This window comes from Alteromonas sp. OM2203, assembly GCF_048517045.1.
Lineage (GTDB): Bacteria > Pseudomonadota > Gammaproteobacteria > Enterobacterales > Alteromonadaceae > Alteromonas > Alteromonas gracilis.
Map to the genome: position 1 here is coordinate 231,146 of NZ_CP183209.1, position 15,631 is coordinate 246,776.

13 protein-coding genes are annotated in these 15,631 nt (G+C 44.2%); 7 read left to right on the forward strand and 6 right to left on the reverse strand.

The window, feature by feature from the left end; all coding sequences use genetic code 11:
* Positions 1 to 18 precede the first annotated feature (18 nt).
* Together ACM0P2_RS01050 and ACM0P2_RS01055 are read right to left on the reverse strand one after the other, a co-directional pair.
* Positions 19 to 717, reverse strand: a complete 699-nt coding sequence (locus ACM0P2_RS01050; RefSeq protein WP_419227127.1) for a 2OG-Fe(II) oxygenase — start codon at positions 715 to 717, stop codon at positions 19 to 21.
* Positions 718 to 736: 19 nt separating this feature from the next.
* Positions 737 to 1,159, reverse strand: a complete 423-nt coding sequence (locus ACM0P2_RS01055) for an acyl-CoA thioesterase (RefSeq protein WP_419227128.1) — start codon at positions 1,157 to 1,159, stop codon at positions 737 to 739.
* A gap of 185 nt (positions 1,160 to 1,344) precedes the next feature.
* Here ACM0P2_RS01055 and ACM0P2_RS01060 point away from each other — a divergent pair, with 185 nt between their 5' ends.
* Positions 1,345 to 2,847: an Hsp70 family protein gene (locus tag ACM0P2_RS01060; RefSeq protein WP_334048919.1), complete on the forward strand. Its 1,503-nt coding sequence runs from the start codon at positions 1,345 to 1,347 to the stop codon at positions 2,845 to 2,847.
* Positions 2,848 to 2,927: 80 nt separating this feature from the next.
* Here the strand turns inward: ACM0P2_RS01060 and ACM0P2_RS01065 are convergent, their stop codons facing one another.
* Entirely contained in the window at positions 2,928 to 3,095 is a 168-nt protein-coding gene (locus ACM0P2_RS01065) for a hypothetical protein (RefSeq protein WP_014947869.1), read from the reverse strand.
* A gap of 201 nt (positions 3,096 to 3,296) precedes the next feature.
* Positions 3,297 to 6,128: an excinuclease ABC subunit UvrA gene (gene uvrA / locus ACM0P2_RS01070; protein WP_419227129.1), complete on the reverse strand. Its 2,832-nt coding sequence runs from the start codon at positions 6,126 to 6,128 to the stop codon at positions 3,297 to 3,299.
* A gap of 480 nt (positions 6,129 to 6,608) precedes the next feature.
* Between uvrA and ACM0P2_RS01075 the strand changes: the two genes are divergently transcribed.
* Both ACM0P2_RS01075 and ACM0P2_RS01080 read left to right on the forward strand, forming a co-directional pair.
* On the forward strand, positions 6,609 to 7,946 hold the full coding sequence (locus tag ACM0P2_RS01075; protein WP_419227130.1) for an MFS transporter: 1,338 nt from the start codon (positions 6,609 to 6,611) through the stop codon (positions 7,944 to 7,946).
* Positions 7,947 to 7,975: 29 nt separating this feature from the next.
* Complete coding sequence (locus ACM0P2_RS01080) at positions 7,976 to 8,560, forward strand: HAD family hydrolase (protein ID WP_419227131.1); 585 nt, start codon at positions 7,976 to 7,978, stop codon at positions 8,558 to 8,560.
* Between the two features lie 12 nt (positions 8,561 to 8,572).
* On the opposite strand, the gene ACM0P2_RS01085 is transcribed toward ACM0P2_RS01080, so the two are convergent.
* Positions 8,573 to 9,190 carry a hypothetical protein gene (locus ACM0P2_RS01085; RefSeq protein WP_173359525.1) on the reverse strand — a complete coding sequence of 206 codons (618 nt, stop codon included), beginning with the start codon at positions 9,188 to 9,190 and terminating at the stop codon, positions 8,573 to 8,575.
* Between the two features lie 194 nt (positions 9,191 to 9,384).
* On the opposite strand from ACM0P2_RS01085, the gene ACM0P2_RS01090 reads away from it, so the two are divergent.
* Entirely contained in the window at positions 9,385 to 10,248 is an 864-nt protein-coding gene (locus tag ACM0P2_RS01090; RefSeq protein ID WP_173359524.1) for an alpha/beta fold hydrolase, read from the forward strand.
* A gap of 401 nt (positions 10,249 to 10,649) precedes the next feature.
* Here ACM0P2_RS01090 and ACM0P2_RS01095 read toward each other — a convergent pair whose 3' ends face one another.
* The gene (locus ACM0P2_RS01095; protein WP_173359523.1) at positions 10,650 to 11,651 is read right to left on the reverse strand and encodes a LacI family DNA-binding transcriptional regulator; all 1,002 of its coding nucleotides are present in this window, start codon (positions 11,649 to 11,651) and stop codon (positions 10,650 to 10,652) included.
* A 322-nt stretch (positions 11,652 to 11,973) separates the two neighbouring features.
* Here ACM0P2_RS01095 and ACM0P2_RS01100 point away from each other — a divergent pair, with 322 nt between their 5' ends.
* From ACM0P2_RS01100 to galK, 3 genes are all read left to right on the forward strand, one after another.
* Positions 11,974 to 12,996, forward strand: a complete 1,023-nt coding sequence (locus tag ACM0P2_RS01100) for an aldose epimerase family protein (RefSeq protein ID WP_419227132.1) — start codon at positions 11,974 to 11,976, stop codon at positions 12,994 to 12,996.
* A 168-nt stretch (positions 12,997 to 13,164) separates the two neighbouring features.
* Complete coding sequence (locus tag ACM0P2_RS01105) at positions 13,165 to 14,220, forward strand: UDP-glucose--hexose-1-phosphate uridylyltransferase (RefSeq protein ID WP_173359521.1); 1,056 nt, start codon at positions 13,165 to 13,167, stop codon at positions 14,218 to 14,220.
* A complete protein-coding gene (gene galK / locus ACM0P2_RS01110; protein WP_173359520.1) occupies positions 14,213 to 15,352 on the forward strand; it encodes a galactokinase in 1,140 nt (379 codons plus the stop codon). Before ACM0P2_RS01105 ends, galK begins: the two co-directional genes overlap by 8 nt.
* Positions 15,353 to 15,631 lie beyond the last annotated feature (279 nt).

The following is a 15,631-nucleotide window of genomic DNA, read 5'->3' on the forward strand; positions in this document are numbered from 1 at the left end:
GATAGCTAGCCGGATAGGCTAGCCCTGCGTATAAATCTGCTCAGCGCGGTTAAAAAGAAGCCAAGACGTTAAAATGTACTTGTCGTTACTTTTTGGAATTTGGCCGCGGTGGGTGTGGGTAAAGTAAGCGGGCGCAATTACCATTCTGCCTGCTTTAGGTTTAACTGCACGGTTTTGATAATAAAATTCTGTCTCGCCCCCTTCTTCCACGTCGTTTAAGTAGTACATAAACAGCAGTACGCGGTGCAGCGCGTCGTTATGTTGAAGCTGCGGGTATACTTCTGAGTGCCAGTAGGGGTAGCCGCCGTTGCCTGCGGTGTAGCGCTGTGCATTGACATCGCCTACACGGAATAGGTAGTTAACCAGGTTGGCTAAATTTGGTTTTCCTACCTCTTCAAAGTTCTCACCTGTTACTTTTACCGGTTCGCCGGTTTTGGGGTGACGTACGGTTAAGCCAATAGGCCCAACAAGCGCAAAATAGTACTTTTCAATGTAGGAGACCAGTTGCTGACCGGTGTGCTGCATCACTTGCTGAAATAAGTCTTTAAATTCCGGGTTACGGCTTATCGACACATCCATGCTGCGTTTTTTATCCAAATCGACGCCACCACCGGTGCGACCTTGAGACAAATTAGGGCTGCTTTCGAAGCGTTCCATAAGCTGCGAGCACAGCTCTGGTGGTAACACATCATCAATAACTTCAATTAAATCGCTCATGGATACCTCTTACTGCGCTTTATTTCTTAGTGGGTAGTTCTTTAAAATGTGACTGTAGTTCCGACTTCACATTATCTGGGATAGGCGCAGAGCGCTGTGTTTTGTAGTCAAAATGTACCATGGTGGTAATGCCTGTTGAGCATAACTTGTCGTCCTGCCATAACTCTTGAAACACGTCGAATGCACTGTTTCCCAACCGGCTGATATAGGTTTTGACCGTCACAGGTTTGCCATAAAAAATTTGAGCTAAAAAATCTACCTTGTAGCTGGCTAAAATTAGCGGCCAGTTTTGTAAGTCTAGCTCGGGGGTAAACATCCTGAAAATGGGCTCTCTGGCTGCTTCAAACCACGCAACTAGTGCTGTATTACTCACGTGCTGTAGGGCATCGGTTTCGCAAAAACGTACGTCAAAAGAAGTGATAAGTGGTGCTGTATTACTCATAAATTTTTGTAGGCTTTGTTATTAGTTTGTTTTCTACTCTAGCATTATGCGCGGGAGTTTTCAGTAGACCCTTGTGTAAGCGATTGTGTTGAAGGTAAATCGTATTGTTTTGATTACCTTACAGGGGTGTGCCGTTAAGTGCTTTTGCATTACAATCCGCTTCTAACTTTTTGAGCGAACATACTATGACTGCGATTGGGATTGACTACGGTACATCAAATTCTGAGGTTGTGTATTTTGATGGAACGGCCCATCAGCACATCAAGCTTGACCCGCTAGATAAGAAGAGCAATAAAATCCGTTCTTCGGTGTTCATCTATTTTGAAGATGAACTGCCACCGCCACCTGATGCCATGGTGGAAGCGAAAGTTGCACAGCTACAGCGCGTTATCAGTGAGCAAATAGATAAGGCGAAGGACGGCTATTACTCGGCAAAAGACCCAAAAGAGCAGGCGATGTATAGCGACCGTATCGACTCGTTGCGCGGCGACCTTCATAACAAGCCTGCATTACAGCGCAAAGCTATTGCGCAATTGATGCATGCTATGTCGCTAGACGAGATTCCGCTGTTACGCTTAGTAGAACACGGCAAGTTTGCCTTTGGTGAAGAAGGGTTTAGACGCTTTCTTAAAATGCCGGACAAAGGCCGGCTTATCTATTCCCCTAAGAACTTTTTAGGTGCATCGCTAGACGGCGACCAAAAACAAGCGTTCATCGGTATTATTGCTAAACAGTTGGCATACTTTAAACAGTGTGCAGAACAGCAGCTAGGCAAAGTTGTTAATAACGCTGTTATTGGCCGTCCAGTTAAGTTTCACGGTACTCGCGGTGAAGAAGGAAACATCCAAGCCATTCAAATCATGACCGAAGCGGCAACTAAAGCCGGGTTTTCAGGGGTTAATTTCCTAGATGAACCTATTGCTGCGGCGTACAAAATTGAGCAAACTTTGCCTAAAGATACCACCACGCTCATTGTTGATATTGGTGGTGGGACAACGGATATATGCTGTATTAAGCTTTCGCCGGAACGTTCAAACCAGCTTGATCGCAAAGATGATGTTCTGTCGGTAACAGGTAGACGTTTAGGCGGTATGGATTGCGATAAAAGCCTAGTGCTAAAAGGCATAGCGCCTGAAATGGGTATGGGTCTTAAAATGATTAACGGGCTTCCTGTTCCGCCCACCTATTTTTCAGACATGTGCGCCGTTGATAACATTCCGGCACTAACCCGCTTTTTCTCTGACGATTACGGATTAGATATTTCCCAAACCATGTCAGTGATAAAAGAGCCTGCCCAGCTAGAGCGCCTGCTTATTGTGCAAGAGAACAAGTTGTCTGCCCGCGTTGTTAACTCAGCGCGATTAGCCAAAGAGCTACTTTCTAGCAAACAGAACATTACTTTACCGCTGCACTATATTGAAGACGACTTTGATGTAGAGATTTCTCAAGATTCACTTAAAAAAGCACTAAAACCTTGGCTTGATAAAGTGAAAGCGTTGGTAGTGGAATGTTTGGAAAATAGCAGTGAAAAACCAGAAGTTGTGATGATAACCGGCGGTATGAGTTTATCGCCAATCGTCGTTGATGCGCTGTATGAAAACCTGCTTACTGGTTTGCCTCGGTTAGAGAATGACGCATTTAACTCGGTATGCGAAGGGTTAGCTATTCAAGCGGCTAAGCACGCTTGATATAGTCTAGCTTCCTTTAAGCATTATGCGTAACACTAAGCCTTAGCGTAGTAGCGCTTACTACGCTAAGGCTTTTTTGATCAGTGCTTAAGAATATTGTGCTCTTTGAGATAAATCGCGATAGCCTCTGGCGACTCGAAAGCTTTTAACAGCATTTCTTGTGCGCGAGCTTTTACATCATTGTCTTCTGATGACGAAAGTAGATGGTACCATGTTTTCACTAAGGCTAGTGGCGGCGTTTGAGTCATTGGGTTTCGCTCCAGCAATTCTAACTGCAAAATTCACTTAAATCATCGTAACGTATGATTTGCCAAAACAAGCTCTGACCAGCGTGTAAAAACGGAAAAATCATCAAAAAACGCACTTTTTACAGGTTGCCGTGTAATTTACACAGCAACCTATCGTAAAAGCCGCGCATCTTATGACGATGTTAATCGCTCAACGCAAGCTTAAGCTTGATTGAGCATGGGCTTTAGGAATCGTCCAGTATGTGAAACTTCTTGTTGGGCCACATGCTCTGGTGTTCCCTCTGCAATAATCTGGCCACCTCCGGAGCCGCCCTCCGGCCCAAGGTCAACAATCCAGTCTGCGGTTTTAATTACATCGAGGTTATGCTCAATAACCACAACGGTATTACCGTGATCGCGTAGTCGGTGAAGTACCGCTAATAACTGTTTAATATCGTGGAAGTGCAAACCTGTCGTCGGCTCATCCAAGATATAAAGCGTCTGCCCAGTGTCTCTTTTTGACAACTCTTTTGCCAACTTAACTCGTTGAGCCTCACCACCAGATAAAGTGGTAGCAGCTTGCCCCAGTCGGATATACGACAAGCCCACATCCATGAGTGTCTGCAATTTACGTGAAATAGCCGGAATAGCATCAAAGAACTCACGAGCATCTTCGACAGTCATTTCCAACACTTCATGAATGTTCTTATCTTTGTACTTTATCTCTAGGGTTTCACGGTTGTAGCGTTTGCCCTGACATACATCACATGGCACATACACGTCTGGCAAAAAGTGCATTTCCACTTTAATTACGCCGTCACCCTGACACGCTTCACAGCGACCGCCTTTCACGTTAAAGCTAAAGCGGCCAGGCTTGTAACCTCGTGAACGCGACTCTTGCGTTCCTGCGAACATTTCTCGAATAGGTGTGAAAATACCAGCATAGGTCGCAGGGTTAGAGCGAGGTGTTCTGCCAATGGGGCTTTGGTCAATATCAACCACTTTATCTAGCTGGTCCAACCCCGTCATTGCTTTGTGTGGTGCTGGTTCAGCTGTGGTTGCTTTGTTTAATTCTCGCTGCGCAATCTTGTAGAAAGTGTCGTTAATTAACGTCGATTTTCCAGAGCCGGATACGCCAGTAACACAGGTCATTACGCCTGTGGGAATGCGCAAATCTACAGACTGTAAATTGTTACCCGTTGCGCCGATAAGCTCTAACCACTTACCGTCTTTAACCGGCGTACGAGACGCCGGAATGTCAATTTTTTCTCTTCCTGATAGATATTTTCCTGTAAGTGAATGTTCACTATTTTTTATATCTTCCAAAGAGCCTTCAGCAATAATTTCACCACCATGCACACCCGCTCCTGGGCCGATATCTACAATGTAATCGGCTTCGCGAATGGCATCTTCATCGTGCTCAACAACTAATACGGTATTACCTAGGTCACGCAACCGCGTAAGTGTGCCAAGTAAGCGCTCATTATCTCGTTGATGAAGACCGATGGACGGTTCATCGAGTACGTACATTACGCCAACAAGGCCTGCGCCAATTTGACTTGCCAATCGAATACGCTGAGCTTCTCCGCCTGATAGGGTATCTGCGCTGCGCGACATAGAAAGATAGTTAAGGCCCACATTAACCAAAAAGCTTAAGCGGTCCATAATTTCTTTTAAAATCTTCTCGGCTATCTGAGCACGTTGACCTTCAAGGTTGAGCGTCTCGAAGAAGCCATAAGCATCGGCAATCGACATTTCGGCAATGGCTGGGAGGTTTGTGTCTTGTATAAAGACATTACGCGCTTCAACACGCAAACGTGTGCCATTACAGCTAGTGCAGTGCTGTTGGCTTAAATATTTTGCTAGCTCTTCACGCACCGAGTTTGACTCGGTCTCGCGATAGCGACGCTCCATATTAGGGATAATGCCTTCAAATGGATGCTTACGCTCCATGACGTCGCCACGCTCGTTAATGTACTTAAACGAAAGCGATTTGCCTTTAGAACCATAAAGAACAATATCTTGGTGTTCTTTATCTAAATCTTCGAAGGGGGCCGTTAGGCTGAACTTGTAATGCTCAGCCACTGCTTGAAGCATTTGGAAATAGTAGTAGCTTCGTTTATCCCAACCTCGAATAGCACCGCCTGAAAGGCTCAACTCTGTGTTACCCACTACCCGAGCAGGGTCAAAGAACTGTCTCGTTCCTAAACCGTCACAGGTAGGGCAGGCACCGGCAGGATTGTTGAACGAAAATAAACGAGGTTCTAGTTCACTGATACTGTATCCACAGTGCGGACAAGCAAAGTTTGCTGAGAATACAATTTCCTCTGCATCCTTGTCGTCCATATCTGCTACAACCGCATTACCGCCGGCCAAGCTAAGCGCTGTTTCAAAAGACTCGGATAGGCGAAGGGCCATATCGTCGCGTACTTTGAAACGGTCCACTACCACCTCGATGGTGTGCTTCTTGTGCAAGTCTAACGGAGGGGGATCAGATAAATCACACACTTCTCCGTCTATGCGGGCACGTATAAAGCCCTGTGCTGATAAATTCTGCAGGGTTTTGACGTGCTCACCTTTACGTTCTTTCACGATAGGCGCTAATAGCATCAGCTTGCTGCCTTCTGGCATGGCTAACACTTTATCCACCATCTGGCTTACCGTTTGCGCATCAAGCGGTACATCGTGGTCAGGACAGCGAGGTGTGCCTACTCGAGCAAACATTAGACGCAAGTAGTCGTAAACTTCGGTAATCGTTCCCACCGTTGAACGAGGGTTATGTGACGTTGATTTTTGCTCAATGGATATTGCAGGTGACAAACCCTCAATATGATCAACATCGGGTTTTTCCATCATAGAAAGAAACTGACGAGCGTAGGCAGACAAAGACTCAACGTAACGACGCTGACCTTCTGCATAGAGCGTGTCAAATGCAAGAGACGATTTCCCCGAGCCGGAAAGGCCGGTAATCACCACCAGTTTGTCTCGTGGCAGTGTTAAATCGATGTTTTTCAGATTATGGGTGCGAGCACCGCGAATTTCGATTTTATCCATTGAAGCCTAAATGAGAGTTAAAGAATCAGTATGCCATAGGTGTCAAGTAAAGTGATATGACAATCAAGTTATACTGTGAGTGGAGAGAGCAGATCACCTCGCGGAAACTAGCTCACGAACACAACATCCGAACTGCATTGTAAAATGGTGATTTTATCCCCACTTTTAAACCCCTTAAGGTGCAAAAGGGCCAAATCAATCTCATCGGTGAGAAGAGCACCAATTGTATTAATCGAATTTAAGGTAAGTGGGCGAGTTTAAAATGTCCGTACTCTTTGTTGTGTCACCTTAATGCAGAACCACTATACCTGCGGTAACACGCCGCGATTACGAACATTTTAAGTCTCGCTGAGTGGGTAATTGTCTATGCGGACTGGTATTATGCTACACTTCGCGACCTTGTTATGATAGCTGCAGAAACAGGTGTTCTCTGCGCACAATTTTGTTTTTTGATTCTATTTATTGAGGGACACAGACGCTTTGAACGCTTTGGAATTGCGCGCCGCGCTTGCACTCGCCTCCGTTTACGTTTTACGCATGATGGGGTTGTTCATGGTTATGCCCGTGTTGGCTGTGGCCGCGATGGACTATCCAGATTATTCGCCACTATTGGTTGGACTTGCTGTGGGCGGTTACGGCTTGACGCAGGCTGCGCTTCAAATTCCCATGGGCATGATGTCTGATAAATGGGGACGCAAGCCTGTTATCTTGTTAGGGCTTGCTGTATTTGCAATAGGAAGCTTTGTGGCGGCCAACGCCGACAGTATGGCCATGATGATCGTAGGGCGTATTCTCCAAGGTGCTGGGGCAATAGCGGGCGCAATAATGGCCTTGGCTACCGATGTAAGCCGCGAAAGCCAGAGAGCGAAGGTTTTAGCTATTATCGGGATCGCTATTGGTTTTTCATTCTATCTAGCCGTAATTTTAGGGCCGCTCATTGCCAACTGCTATGGTCTCGCTGGTGTTTTTGGTATTACGGGCATATTGGCCATCCTATGTATGCCATTGGTTAAATGGATAGTGCCAAACGGTGTGCAGTTAAGTAGTGGCGATACACTGCCACAAAAAGATCAGTTAAAGCGTTTGGTATTCTCTTCTCAATTATGGCGTTTGAACATTAGCGTTATGATTTTACACATGATGATAACGCTGCTGTTCGTGCAACTGCCGGTTACGCTGCTAAATTTTAATATGACATTAGACAGTCACTGGACGATTTACTTACCCGTTCTAGGCGCGTCAATTGTTGGTCTAATTGTAATGATGGGAGCAGCAAGAGGCCGTACGCCTAAATCACTCCTCATAACCGGCGTTGTGTTAATGGGAGGCGCGTTTTTAGCGCTGAGTTTAGAAGATAATAGCTGGTGGTGGGTAACTGCGGCGGTGGTCTTATTCTTCACCGGGTTTAATTACTTGGAAGCGAACTTCCCAGCCTTGGTGTCTAGCATTGCCCCTGCAGGTCAAAAAGGCACGGCGATGGGACTTTATGCAAGCTTTCAGTTTTTCGGCGCATTCTTAGGCGGTGTAATATCTGGATTGGTCACGGATATATGGTCGCAAGAGTTGGCTTATGGTATCGGTGCTGCAAGCACGCTCGTATGGCTTTTCATCATTTTCGGTGTAAAAGAGGTGAGCCGCGTAAAACGGGTGATGATGCATGGACAATTCAATGATACTGATATTGATGCTATCGAAGGTCAATTATTGTCGGTACCAGGTGTGCTTGAAGTAACCTTGAGCAGTGAAAGCAACGCAGTCTATTTAAAGGTCAATCGAGATTTTGACGCGGTCAAAGCAAAAGATGTCCTAACAGTATAAAAAGGCTTAATGAAAGGAAGTACGCAGCCATGATTGACTTGAGTAACTACAAAGCCATTATTTTTGATATGGATGGCACACTCGTCGACTCAATGGGGGCGCACATTGATGCGTGGCAATTGACTTGCAGTGCATTCAATTATCCTTTTGACCGTGCATATCAGCACAGTCTCGGCGGTGTACCTACAATTGAAACGGTGCAATTGATGAATGCGAAGTACGGTAAAAAACATAACCCTTCTGAGGTTGCCATATATAAAAAACAGGCGTTCGAACGTTTGGAGCATATACCGAATTTAATACAAGACACGTTAGAGGTATTTAATCACTATAAAGCGAGCATGCCGATTGCTGTAGGAACGGGTTCCGACAAACAACATGCACAATCGGTACTAGATAAACACGGTCTTTTATCCCAGTTGTCCGCCCTAGTCACTTCTGATGATGTAGCTAATGGAAAACCTCATCCCGAAACTTTTGTGCGAGCCGCAGAACTCATGGGCGTTGATCCACAATTCTGCGTAGTGTTTGAAGACACTGAGATGGGAAGAAAAGCAGCGCTAGATGGTGGAATGTCGTGTTTTATGGTCGAAAACAACAGGCTTGTGTATTAGCGCTATTTTAAGCTAGACGGCGTGCTCTAGTTCGCTCAATGCATCGCCACAGTTATGTAACAGTGAAGACTTTATGCGTTTTGTGGCATCAATAATGGCGGTTTGCATCGCGTCAATAGCAATTTCGTTACTGTCTTTATGATTACTATCCTCTATCACATTCACGCTTTGGCCGCGAAACGTAGCTGAAGGTGAGAATTCGTTAGCATTTCTGGGTTTATACATTACGTCGAGCACGACAGTCGCAACCATGTTACTCCCTAAGCTTTTCACAAATGCGCGATTTAACACTATTTTCACGCTGTTGCCTGCTTCATTATTTGGGCTAACATTCATAGCTTCAAGGCTTTGCTGCAAAAGCGTGTATAAAGTATCTTCAGTGACATTTCTGCTTCCTACAAGTAAATCTTTACTTGAGCGTGAATCAGTGAGTTCTGCTAAGTTTATCGGGCACGCTTTAGCTTTAGACATGGCGAGTTGATACTCTTTTCGCTGGGCTTCAGGGATCAGGGAAGAGTCTAACTCTGGCGATGTAGACTCGCAGCCTATCAACAAAGCTAGTGCACAACAGGCAAAAAATACGCGCGACGCTGGCTTAATTTTCAATATAGAAAATGTTAATTTTTTCATTAATTTATTTTTGTTTTGTGCGGATAAACTACACTCAAGTATATGAAAATTAATAGCGCGAATAAACAGAACAACTGTTGCAAACTGTAACAGCTTATTTAGCATAACTTTAGCGTGAATCTGAACAATGGCGTAATTGAGAGCCAAATCATTCCAGCATTTCACAGTAATGACTCAACACGGACAGTTTTTAAATGACGACCTTTAAAAATACACTTTTCGGCTTGTTTTTATGTGTTTCTCTTAGCGGATGCGCAATAAACGTTTCTCCCTCTGCGTTTTTCTACCAAGACTCAGAGCAACAGCCGTTAGATGTCACCAAACTACATGCGGCTATTCAAAACGATAAAACGGCAGCGGGTATTACCCGTGTTGAAGTAAAGAATAAAGAGGGTCTAGTTCTACGAGGGGTTGCTGTATCTTATCCCAACCCAATTGTTAACATCGTATTTTTTGCCGACAACCGAATGCCTATAAGTGAAAACAACAGTGTTATTCACAGATTGGGTAAGTTGCCAGCCAACATTTTATGGTTAGATTACCAAGGAGTGGGGGCCAGTGATAAAGCAAAAGACTTGAGCATTAACGCTATTAAACAAGATGCCTTAACGCAATTTGACTATGTAGAGAGTGCTTTTGATGCGTCCATTCCAACCATTGTGCATGGTCGAGGCATTGGCAGTTATTTTGCCAGTTATGTTGCGGCGAATCGAAAAATTGATGCTTTGGTTTTAGATGGGGCTTTCAATAATATTTCAGATTTGATTGCCAATATGGTGCCTGGATTCTCTAACTCAATTACCATGATGAAGCTACATGACGAAGTCCATAGCATGCAAATTGCGCCTATATTGCGCCACTACGATGGCCCGCTTTGGTTAGTCGTAGGAGAGAAAGATAAAATTACCCCTTACCCTATAAGTCAACAGCTGCTAGAAGATGCATCAAGCAGCGAAAAATACATTTCTGTAATCCCTGATGCTACACATAGCGCAACATTGAAAAGTGATTACGCGATTAAACAATACAGAGAGTTTTTATCAAGATTCGCAAATTGAGCACAATATTCCTCACTGTGGATAACTAGTGGAAAACCTTGTTGGTAAGTCTGTTAATAGCCATATACGGCAACTGGTCACGATCATTTGGATTGCAGCTGGTCGGATCACGAAATGCTAGTTAAATCAAGCGCTGTAGCGCGATTGGTTCAGATCACATTGTTTTTTGATCGTAAAGGTGCATAGGATCACGCAATTTTCTTGATTGGGGATAAAATCTAAAAACAAAACGATCAAGTGGATGATTTTGTCAATACACTAGAGCTATGAATTTTTTAGAACGTGGCTGAACAAGAATGTACCAAAATACGATTAATCAGCCATTTGCGCTCGCGTTAACTTAAGCACATACCCGCGGTCTGCAGGTATGTTTTTCCCTAGGATAAATTTGGAAAGTGAGTTTAGACTCTTACGATTGAATCGCGCTTAACTACCGTTGGCGTATATTTAAACGTGAGCCCGTCCTCTGGCATACTTCCCGATGCGTACTTTAATGCCAACTCAGCTGCCTTTGCTGCCATCATTTCAACAGGGTAGCGAAGGGTTGTTAATTTAGGACGGCAGTATTTGGCAAGGAGAACATCGTCATAACCCATTACTGATACATGGTCGGGAACGGCAATACCATGGTCTTGCAGCATGGTCATTGCGCCAGATGCCATAGCATCATTATAAGCAAGCACTGCCGTAAACTTAGCACCAGTTGCCAATAAATTTTGCATCGCCAGTTCCCCACCTTCTTGGTCTGGCGTAGCATACTCAATCATACTCTCAGGCAAACTTAAATTTGCGTTGTCGATAGCGTTTCTTATACCTTCAAGACGATGGTTAGGGTCGTCTATTCGGTATTGACTGCTAATAACGGCAACATGCTTATGGCCTTGGTTAATCGCATACTCGGCCATTAATCGACCGCCGGTTACGTTGTCTAGCCAGACGCATCGATTTGCAATTTCAGGAATATAACGGTTTATAAGTACAAAGCCTGGAACTTGTTTGGCGAAGCCTATCAGTGTTTCATCATCCAAGGCCTTACTGTGAACAACCATGGCTTCTACGCGATGCTCTAATAGTGTTTCAATAGCGCGAAGCTCGGTTTCTTTTTCTATAGAGCCAGCACTAAGAAGTATTTGTACATTATTTTTGCGAGTGACTGATTCCACACCATGAGCGAGCATGGCAAAAAAGGGGTCGTGAAGTTCGGCAATAACTACACCTAAAGACGCGCTTCTTTTAGTTACAAGTGCACGAGCATTAGCATTGGGGCGATACCCCATTTCTTCCATGATTTTCTTAACCCGTTTTCGGGTGTCGTTACCCACTTTAGGGCCGTTATTAATCACTCGGGATACGGTAGCCAGGGAAACTCCGGCGGCCTGGGCTATATCTTTTATTGTTGCCATGTCTTTATTAACTTCGTTTTTTGCGTGGAAGGCCGTTACAGCTGTTAGCTATAGCGTACATTATATTTACAAAAAAAGATAAAACATCTCAATTTGGCACTGGTAAGCGGGTTTTAGATGATGTCTAACGCACCATTAGAAAGCTTACAATTAAAGAGGTCACACCTTTTATTTTTATCAGGTTAAAGACTGTAAATGCTTATGGAAAACGTATAACCTTTCTACGGCTCAAACACTAATTTCGATAGCTGTTGTTCACAGCGATATGCCAAAGGTACGCTCTGTTTATCTTGTTGGCACTTACTAAGGTAAATAACTTGTTATGAAAATAAATGTTTCTGTATTCGGTGAAGTAGACGGCAAGGATGTTTGTGCATACACGTTAAATAACACCAATGGCATGTCCGTAACTTTGCTTAACTACGGTGGTATTATTAAAGAAATAAACGTAATCAATGCACAGGGCAGGGTAGTAAGTTGTGTTCAGACATTTGATACGTTGCAGGAATATATAGATGACCCAAGTTATCGTGGGGCAATTGTTGGTCGCTATGCTAACAGGATTGGGAAAGGCACTTTTACGTTAAATGGCGAACAATACCAGCTAGATAAAAATGGCGGTGAGCACAACCTTCACGGCGGCCTTGCGGGCTTTCACAAAAAAGTATGGCAAGCGAATGTGCAGGAATTAAGTGACAGTGCTAGCGTTACATTTAACTTAACCAGTCCAGACGGCGAAGGTGGCTTTCCTGGAAATGTAGAGGTTTACGCTTGTTATACTCTTAATAACGATAATGAGCTTTCACTTGAACTATCAGCCACAACAGATAAAGAAACACCGCTTAGTTTTACTCAACATGCTTATTTCGCTTTAAGTGAAGAAGCAAAAGTAGGTACAACGCTACTGTATATTGATGCTGAAACAGTAACAGACGCTGATGATACGTTGCTACCAACTGGAAAATTAGTTGAAGTACGCGATACACCGTTCGATTTCTTAACATCTACGGCAATAGCGAAAAGAGCAACTCAACATCAATCACATCTTCTATTTGATATGGTGGGCGGTTACGACCATAACTATGTGCTTCGTGCGCCGGGTGGTAGAGAGCCACAAGCGACGGTTAATGCTGTTGATACGGGAATTGCGATGGCGTTACATACAACATTACCCGGTTTGCAGTTCTACACAGGGAATCTTCAAAATGATGATCAGCTTGGTGCACTGTGTTTAGAACCTCAGCATTTTCCTGATGCACCTAATAAACCTGAATTCCCCAACTGTTTTGTTAAACCTAATGAAACTTTCAAAGCTTCAATTAAATATACGTTTAGCACTCTTTGAATTGGCTATAATGGCAAAAGAAAATTAATTGTTATCAATTTAACAATTAATTTTCTTTGCTCCTTAATTGATAAAAAGAGGAGCATGATATATTATTGAAAGGGTAAACGTTTAACCCTTTGAGCTTTACGCGCTATTGCGTAGCTGGCCAATTCAGAGAGAGTGATTATGGGAACTCCTTTCGACCCTACAAATGATCCACATCGCCGTTACAATCCGTTGTTGGGGGAGTGGGTGTTAGTGTCGCCTCACCGAGCGAAGCGTCCTTGGCAGGGTGCTTCAGAAGAGCCTAACAACGAGCAAAAGCCATCTTATGACGCGTCATGCTATTTGTGTCCGACCAATACGCGAGTAAATGGTGAAGTTAATCCTGATTATGAAGGGACATTTGTTTTTCAAAATGATTTTGCTGCCCTTAAGCAAGACACTGAACAAGCAAGTGAAAAAAACGGCCTATTTCAGTTTGAAACCGAACAAGGCTGTAGTCGCGTCATTTGCTTTTCACCTGATCACAGCAAAACCTTACCTGAACTCTCTGACGATGAGCGTGTAGACGTAGTCAATACTTGGAAAGCGCAAACCGAAGAGCTCGGCAAAACCTATCGCTGGGTGCAGGTTTTTGAAAACAAAGGTTCGATGATGGGGTGTTCGAACCCGCATCCTCATGGTCAGGTATGGGCACAGCAACACGTGCCTACTGACCCAGCGAAGAAAGTAGTGCAGTTAAAACAATACTTTGGTGATAACGGCACGCCTATGCTTCTTGACTATGCAGAGCAAGAAGTAGCAAAGCAGGAGCGCGTAGTATGCCAAAACAATGATTGGGTTGTGGTAGTTCCGTATTGGGCAGCGTGGCCATTTGAAACTCTTTTATTGCCGCGTTTTGATGTTCAATCTTTGCATAAGCTTTCAGGTTCCCAGTCCCTTTCACTTGCCAAAATTATTGGTGAGATAACGGCGAAGTACGACAATCTATTTGAAACGTCTTTTCCATATTCTATGGGATGGCACAGTGCGCCATTTGATAATGAAGGCCATCCAGAGTGGACGCTACATGCACATTTCTTCCCTCCATTATTACGCTCAGCCAGTGTGAGAAAATTTATGGTTGGTTATGAAATGATGGCCGAAGCACAAAGAGATTTAACGCCGGAACAAGCAGCAGACAGATTAAAAGCACTTCCCACAGTGCATTATAAAAAACGTGAGAATGCAAATGGATAACCAAGTACTTTCAAGTAAGTTTGAAGCGCAATACGGTCATGCACCGGCACTTATCGCGCATGCGCCTGGTCGAGTTAATCTAATTGGAGAACACACCGATTACAATGAAGGTTTTGTGTTTCCAGCTGCAATTAACTTTGGTACTTGGGTTGCGGCAACCAAGCGCGAAGATAATGACATCTTGGTTACTGCGATGGACTATGAAAACCAGCAAAACCAGTTCTCATTGTCAGATATTAACTACGACGAAGAGCAAGGTTGGGCAAACTACGTTCGCGGTGTAGTTAAAGTATTAAAAGAGGCCTTGCCAGACTTTGCCGGTGCCAATTTACTGGTAACGGGTAACGTACCGCAAGGGGCGGGTTTAAGCTCATCGGCGTCGTTCGAAGTGGCTATTTTAAAGGCGCTTAGCGCCTTATATGAACTACCGCTAGACGGTGTGCAGGCAGCGCTTCTTGGTCAAAAAGCTGAAAATACTTTCGTGGGTTGTTCATGCGGAATAATGGACCAGTTAATATCAGCCATGGGTAATGAAGGTATGGCGATGCTGCTTGATTGTCAGTCACTGGCTATCGAACACTCCCCGCTACCTGAATCGCACCAAATCGTTATCATTAATTCGAATGTAAAACGTGGCTTGGTGGACAGTGAGTATAACTTGCGCCGCCAACAGTGTGAGCAGGGGGCTTCTTTGCTTGGCGTAACATCATTGCGTGAAGCAACAATGGAGATGCTCGAAGAAGCTAAAGCCCATATGCCAGAAGTGGTTTATCGTCGTGCAAAGCACATTATCACTGAAAATGCGCGAACACTTACCGCGAGCCACGCCTTAAAATCTGGGGATATTGAAACAGTCAGCACTGCCATGGCACAGTCTCACGTGTCTATGCGTGACGATTTTGAAATTACCGTTCGTCCGATTGATTATTTAGTTGAAATCATTGATGAAGTACTCGGTAAATCAGGCGGTGTTCGCATGACTGGCGGCGGTTTCGGCGGCTGTGTAGTTGCACTAGCTCCCACTGACAAAGTTGATGCAGTAAAACAAGTGGTCGCAGATAAGTACTTTGACGAAACTGGTTACCATGCAGATATCTACGTGTGTACCGCAACACAAGGTGCATTTGCGTAAGCTAAATATCTCGAAATGTTTACTGTTTTTTAACGCAAAACTCTCCCTTTTCTAAACAATCCTATTCGTTAGAATTGTTGGTGTCCCTTAGGCCGCATCTATACGTTGCGGCTTTTTTTACATAAAACACACATTTCCTATTAAAAAAAGTAAACAAAGTGTGATACTAATAGAGCCGCAAACGCTATCAGCCTATATGAACGTTCTTAGAGCGTTGATTATGCAATTAGTGGGTTGTTAACGCGTCTTTTAAATTGACGTGACACTGGTGTGGCAAAA

Excerpts from the sequence above, each read along its gene's own strand:
- ACM0P2_RS01050 (WP_419227127.1), bottom strand. The coding sequence starts at position 717 with ATGAGCGATTTAATTGAAGTTATTGATGATGTGTTACCACCAGAGCTG.
- ACM0P2_RS01055 (WP_419227128.1), bottom strand. The coding sequence starts at position 1,159 with ATGAGTAATACAGCACCACTTATCACTTCTTTTGACGTACGTTTTTGC.
- ACM0P2_RS01060 (WP_334048919.1), top strand. The coding sequence starts at position 1,345 with ATGACTGCGATTGGGATTGACTACGGTACATCAAATTCTGAGGTTGTG.
- ACM0P2_RS01065 (WP_014947869.1), bottom strand. The coding sequence starts at position 3,095 with ATGACTCAAACGCCGCCACTAGCCTTAGTGAAAACATGGTACCATCTA.
- uvrA (WP_419227129.1), bottom strand. The coding sequence starts at position 6,128 with ATGGATAAAATCGAAATTCGCGGTGCTCGCACCCATAATCTGAAAAAC.
- ACM0P2_RS01080 (WP_419227131.1), top strand. The coding sequence starts at position 7,976 with ATGATTGACTTGAGTAACTACAAAGCCATTATTTTTGATATGGATGGC.
- ACM0P2_RS01085 (WP_173359525.1), bottom strand. The coding sequence starts at position 9,190 with ATGAAAAAATTAACATTTTCTATATTGAAAATTAAGCCAGCGTCGCGC.
- ACM0P2_RS01090 (WP_173359524.1), top strand. The coding sequence starts at position 9,385 with ATGACGACCTTTAAAAATACACTTTTCGGCTTGTTTTTATGTGTTTCT.
- ACM0P2_RS01095 (WP_173359523.1), bottom strand. The coding sequence starts at position 11,651 with ATGGCAACAATAAAAGATATAGCCCAGGCCGCCGGAGTTTCCCTGGCT.
- ACM0P2_RS01100 (WP_419227132.1), top strand. The coding sequence starts at position 11,974 with ATGAAAATAAATGTTTCTGTATTCGGTGAAGTAGACGGCAAGGATGTT.
- ACM0P2_RS01105 (WP_173359521.1), top strand. The coding sequence starts at position 13,165 with ATGGGAACTCCTTTCGACCCTACAAATGATCCACATCGCCGTTACAAT.
- galK (WP_173359520.1), top strand. The coding sequence starts at position 14,213 with ATGGATAACCAAGTACTTTCAAGTAAGTTTGAAGCGCAATACGGTCAT.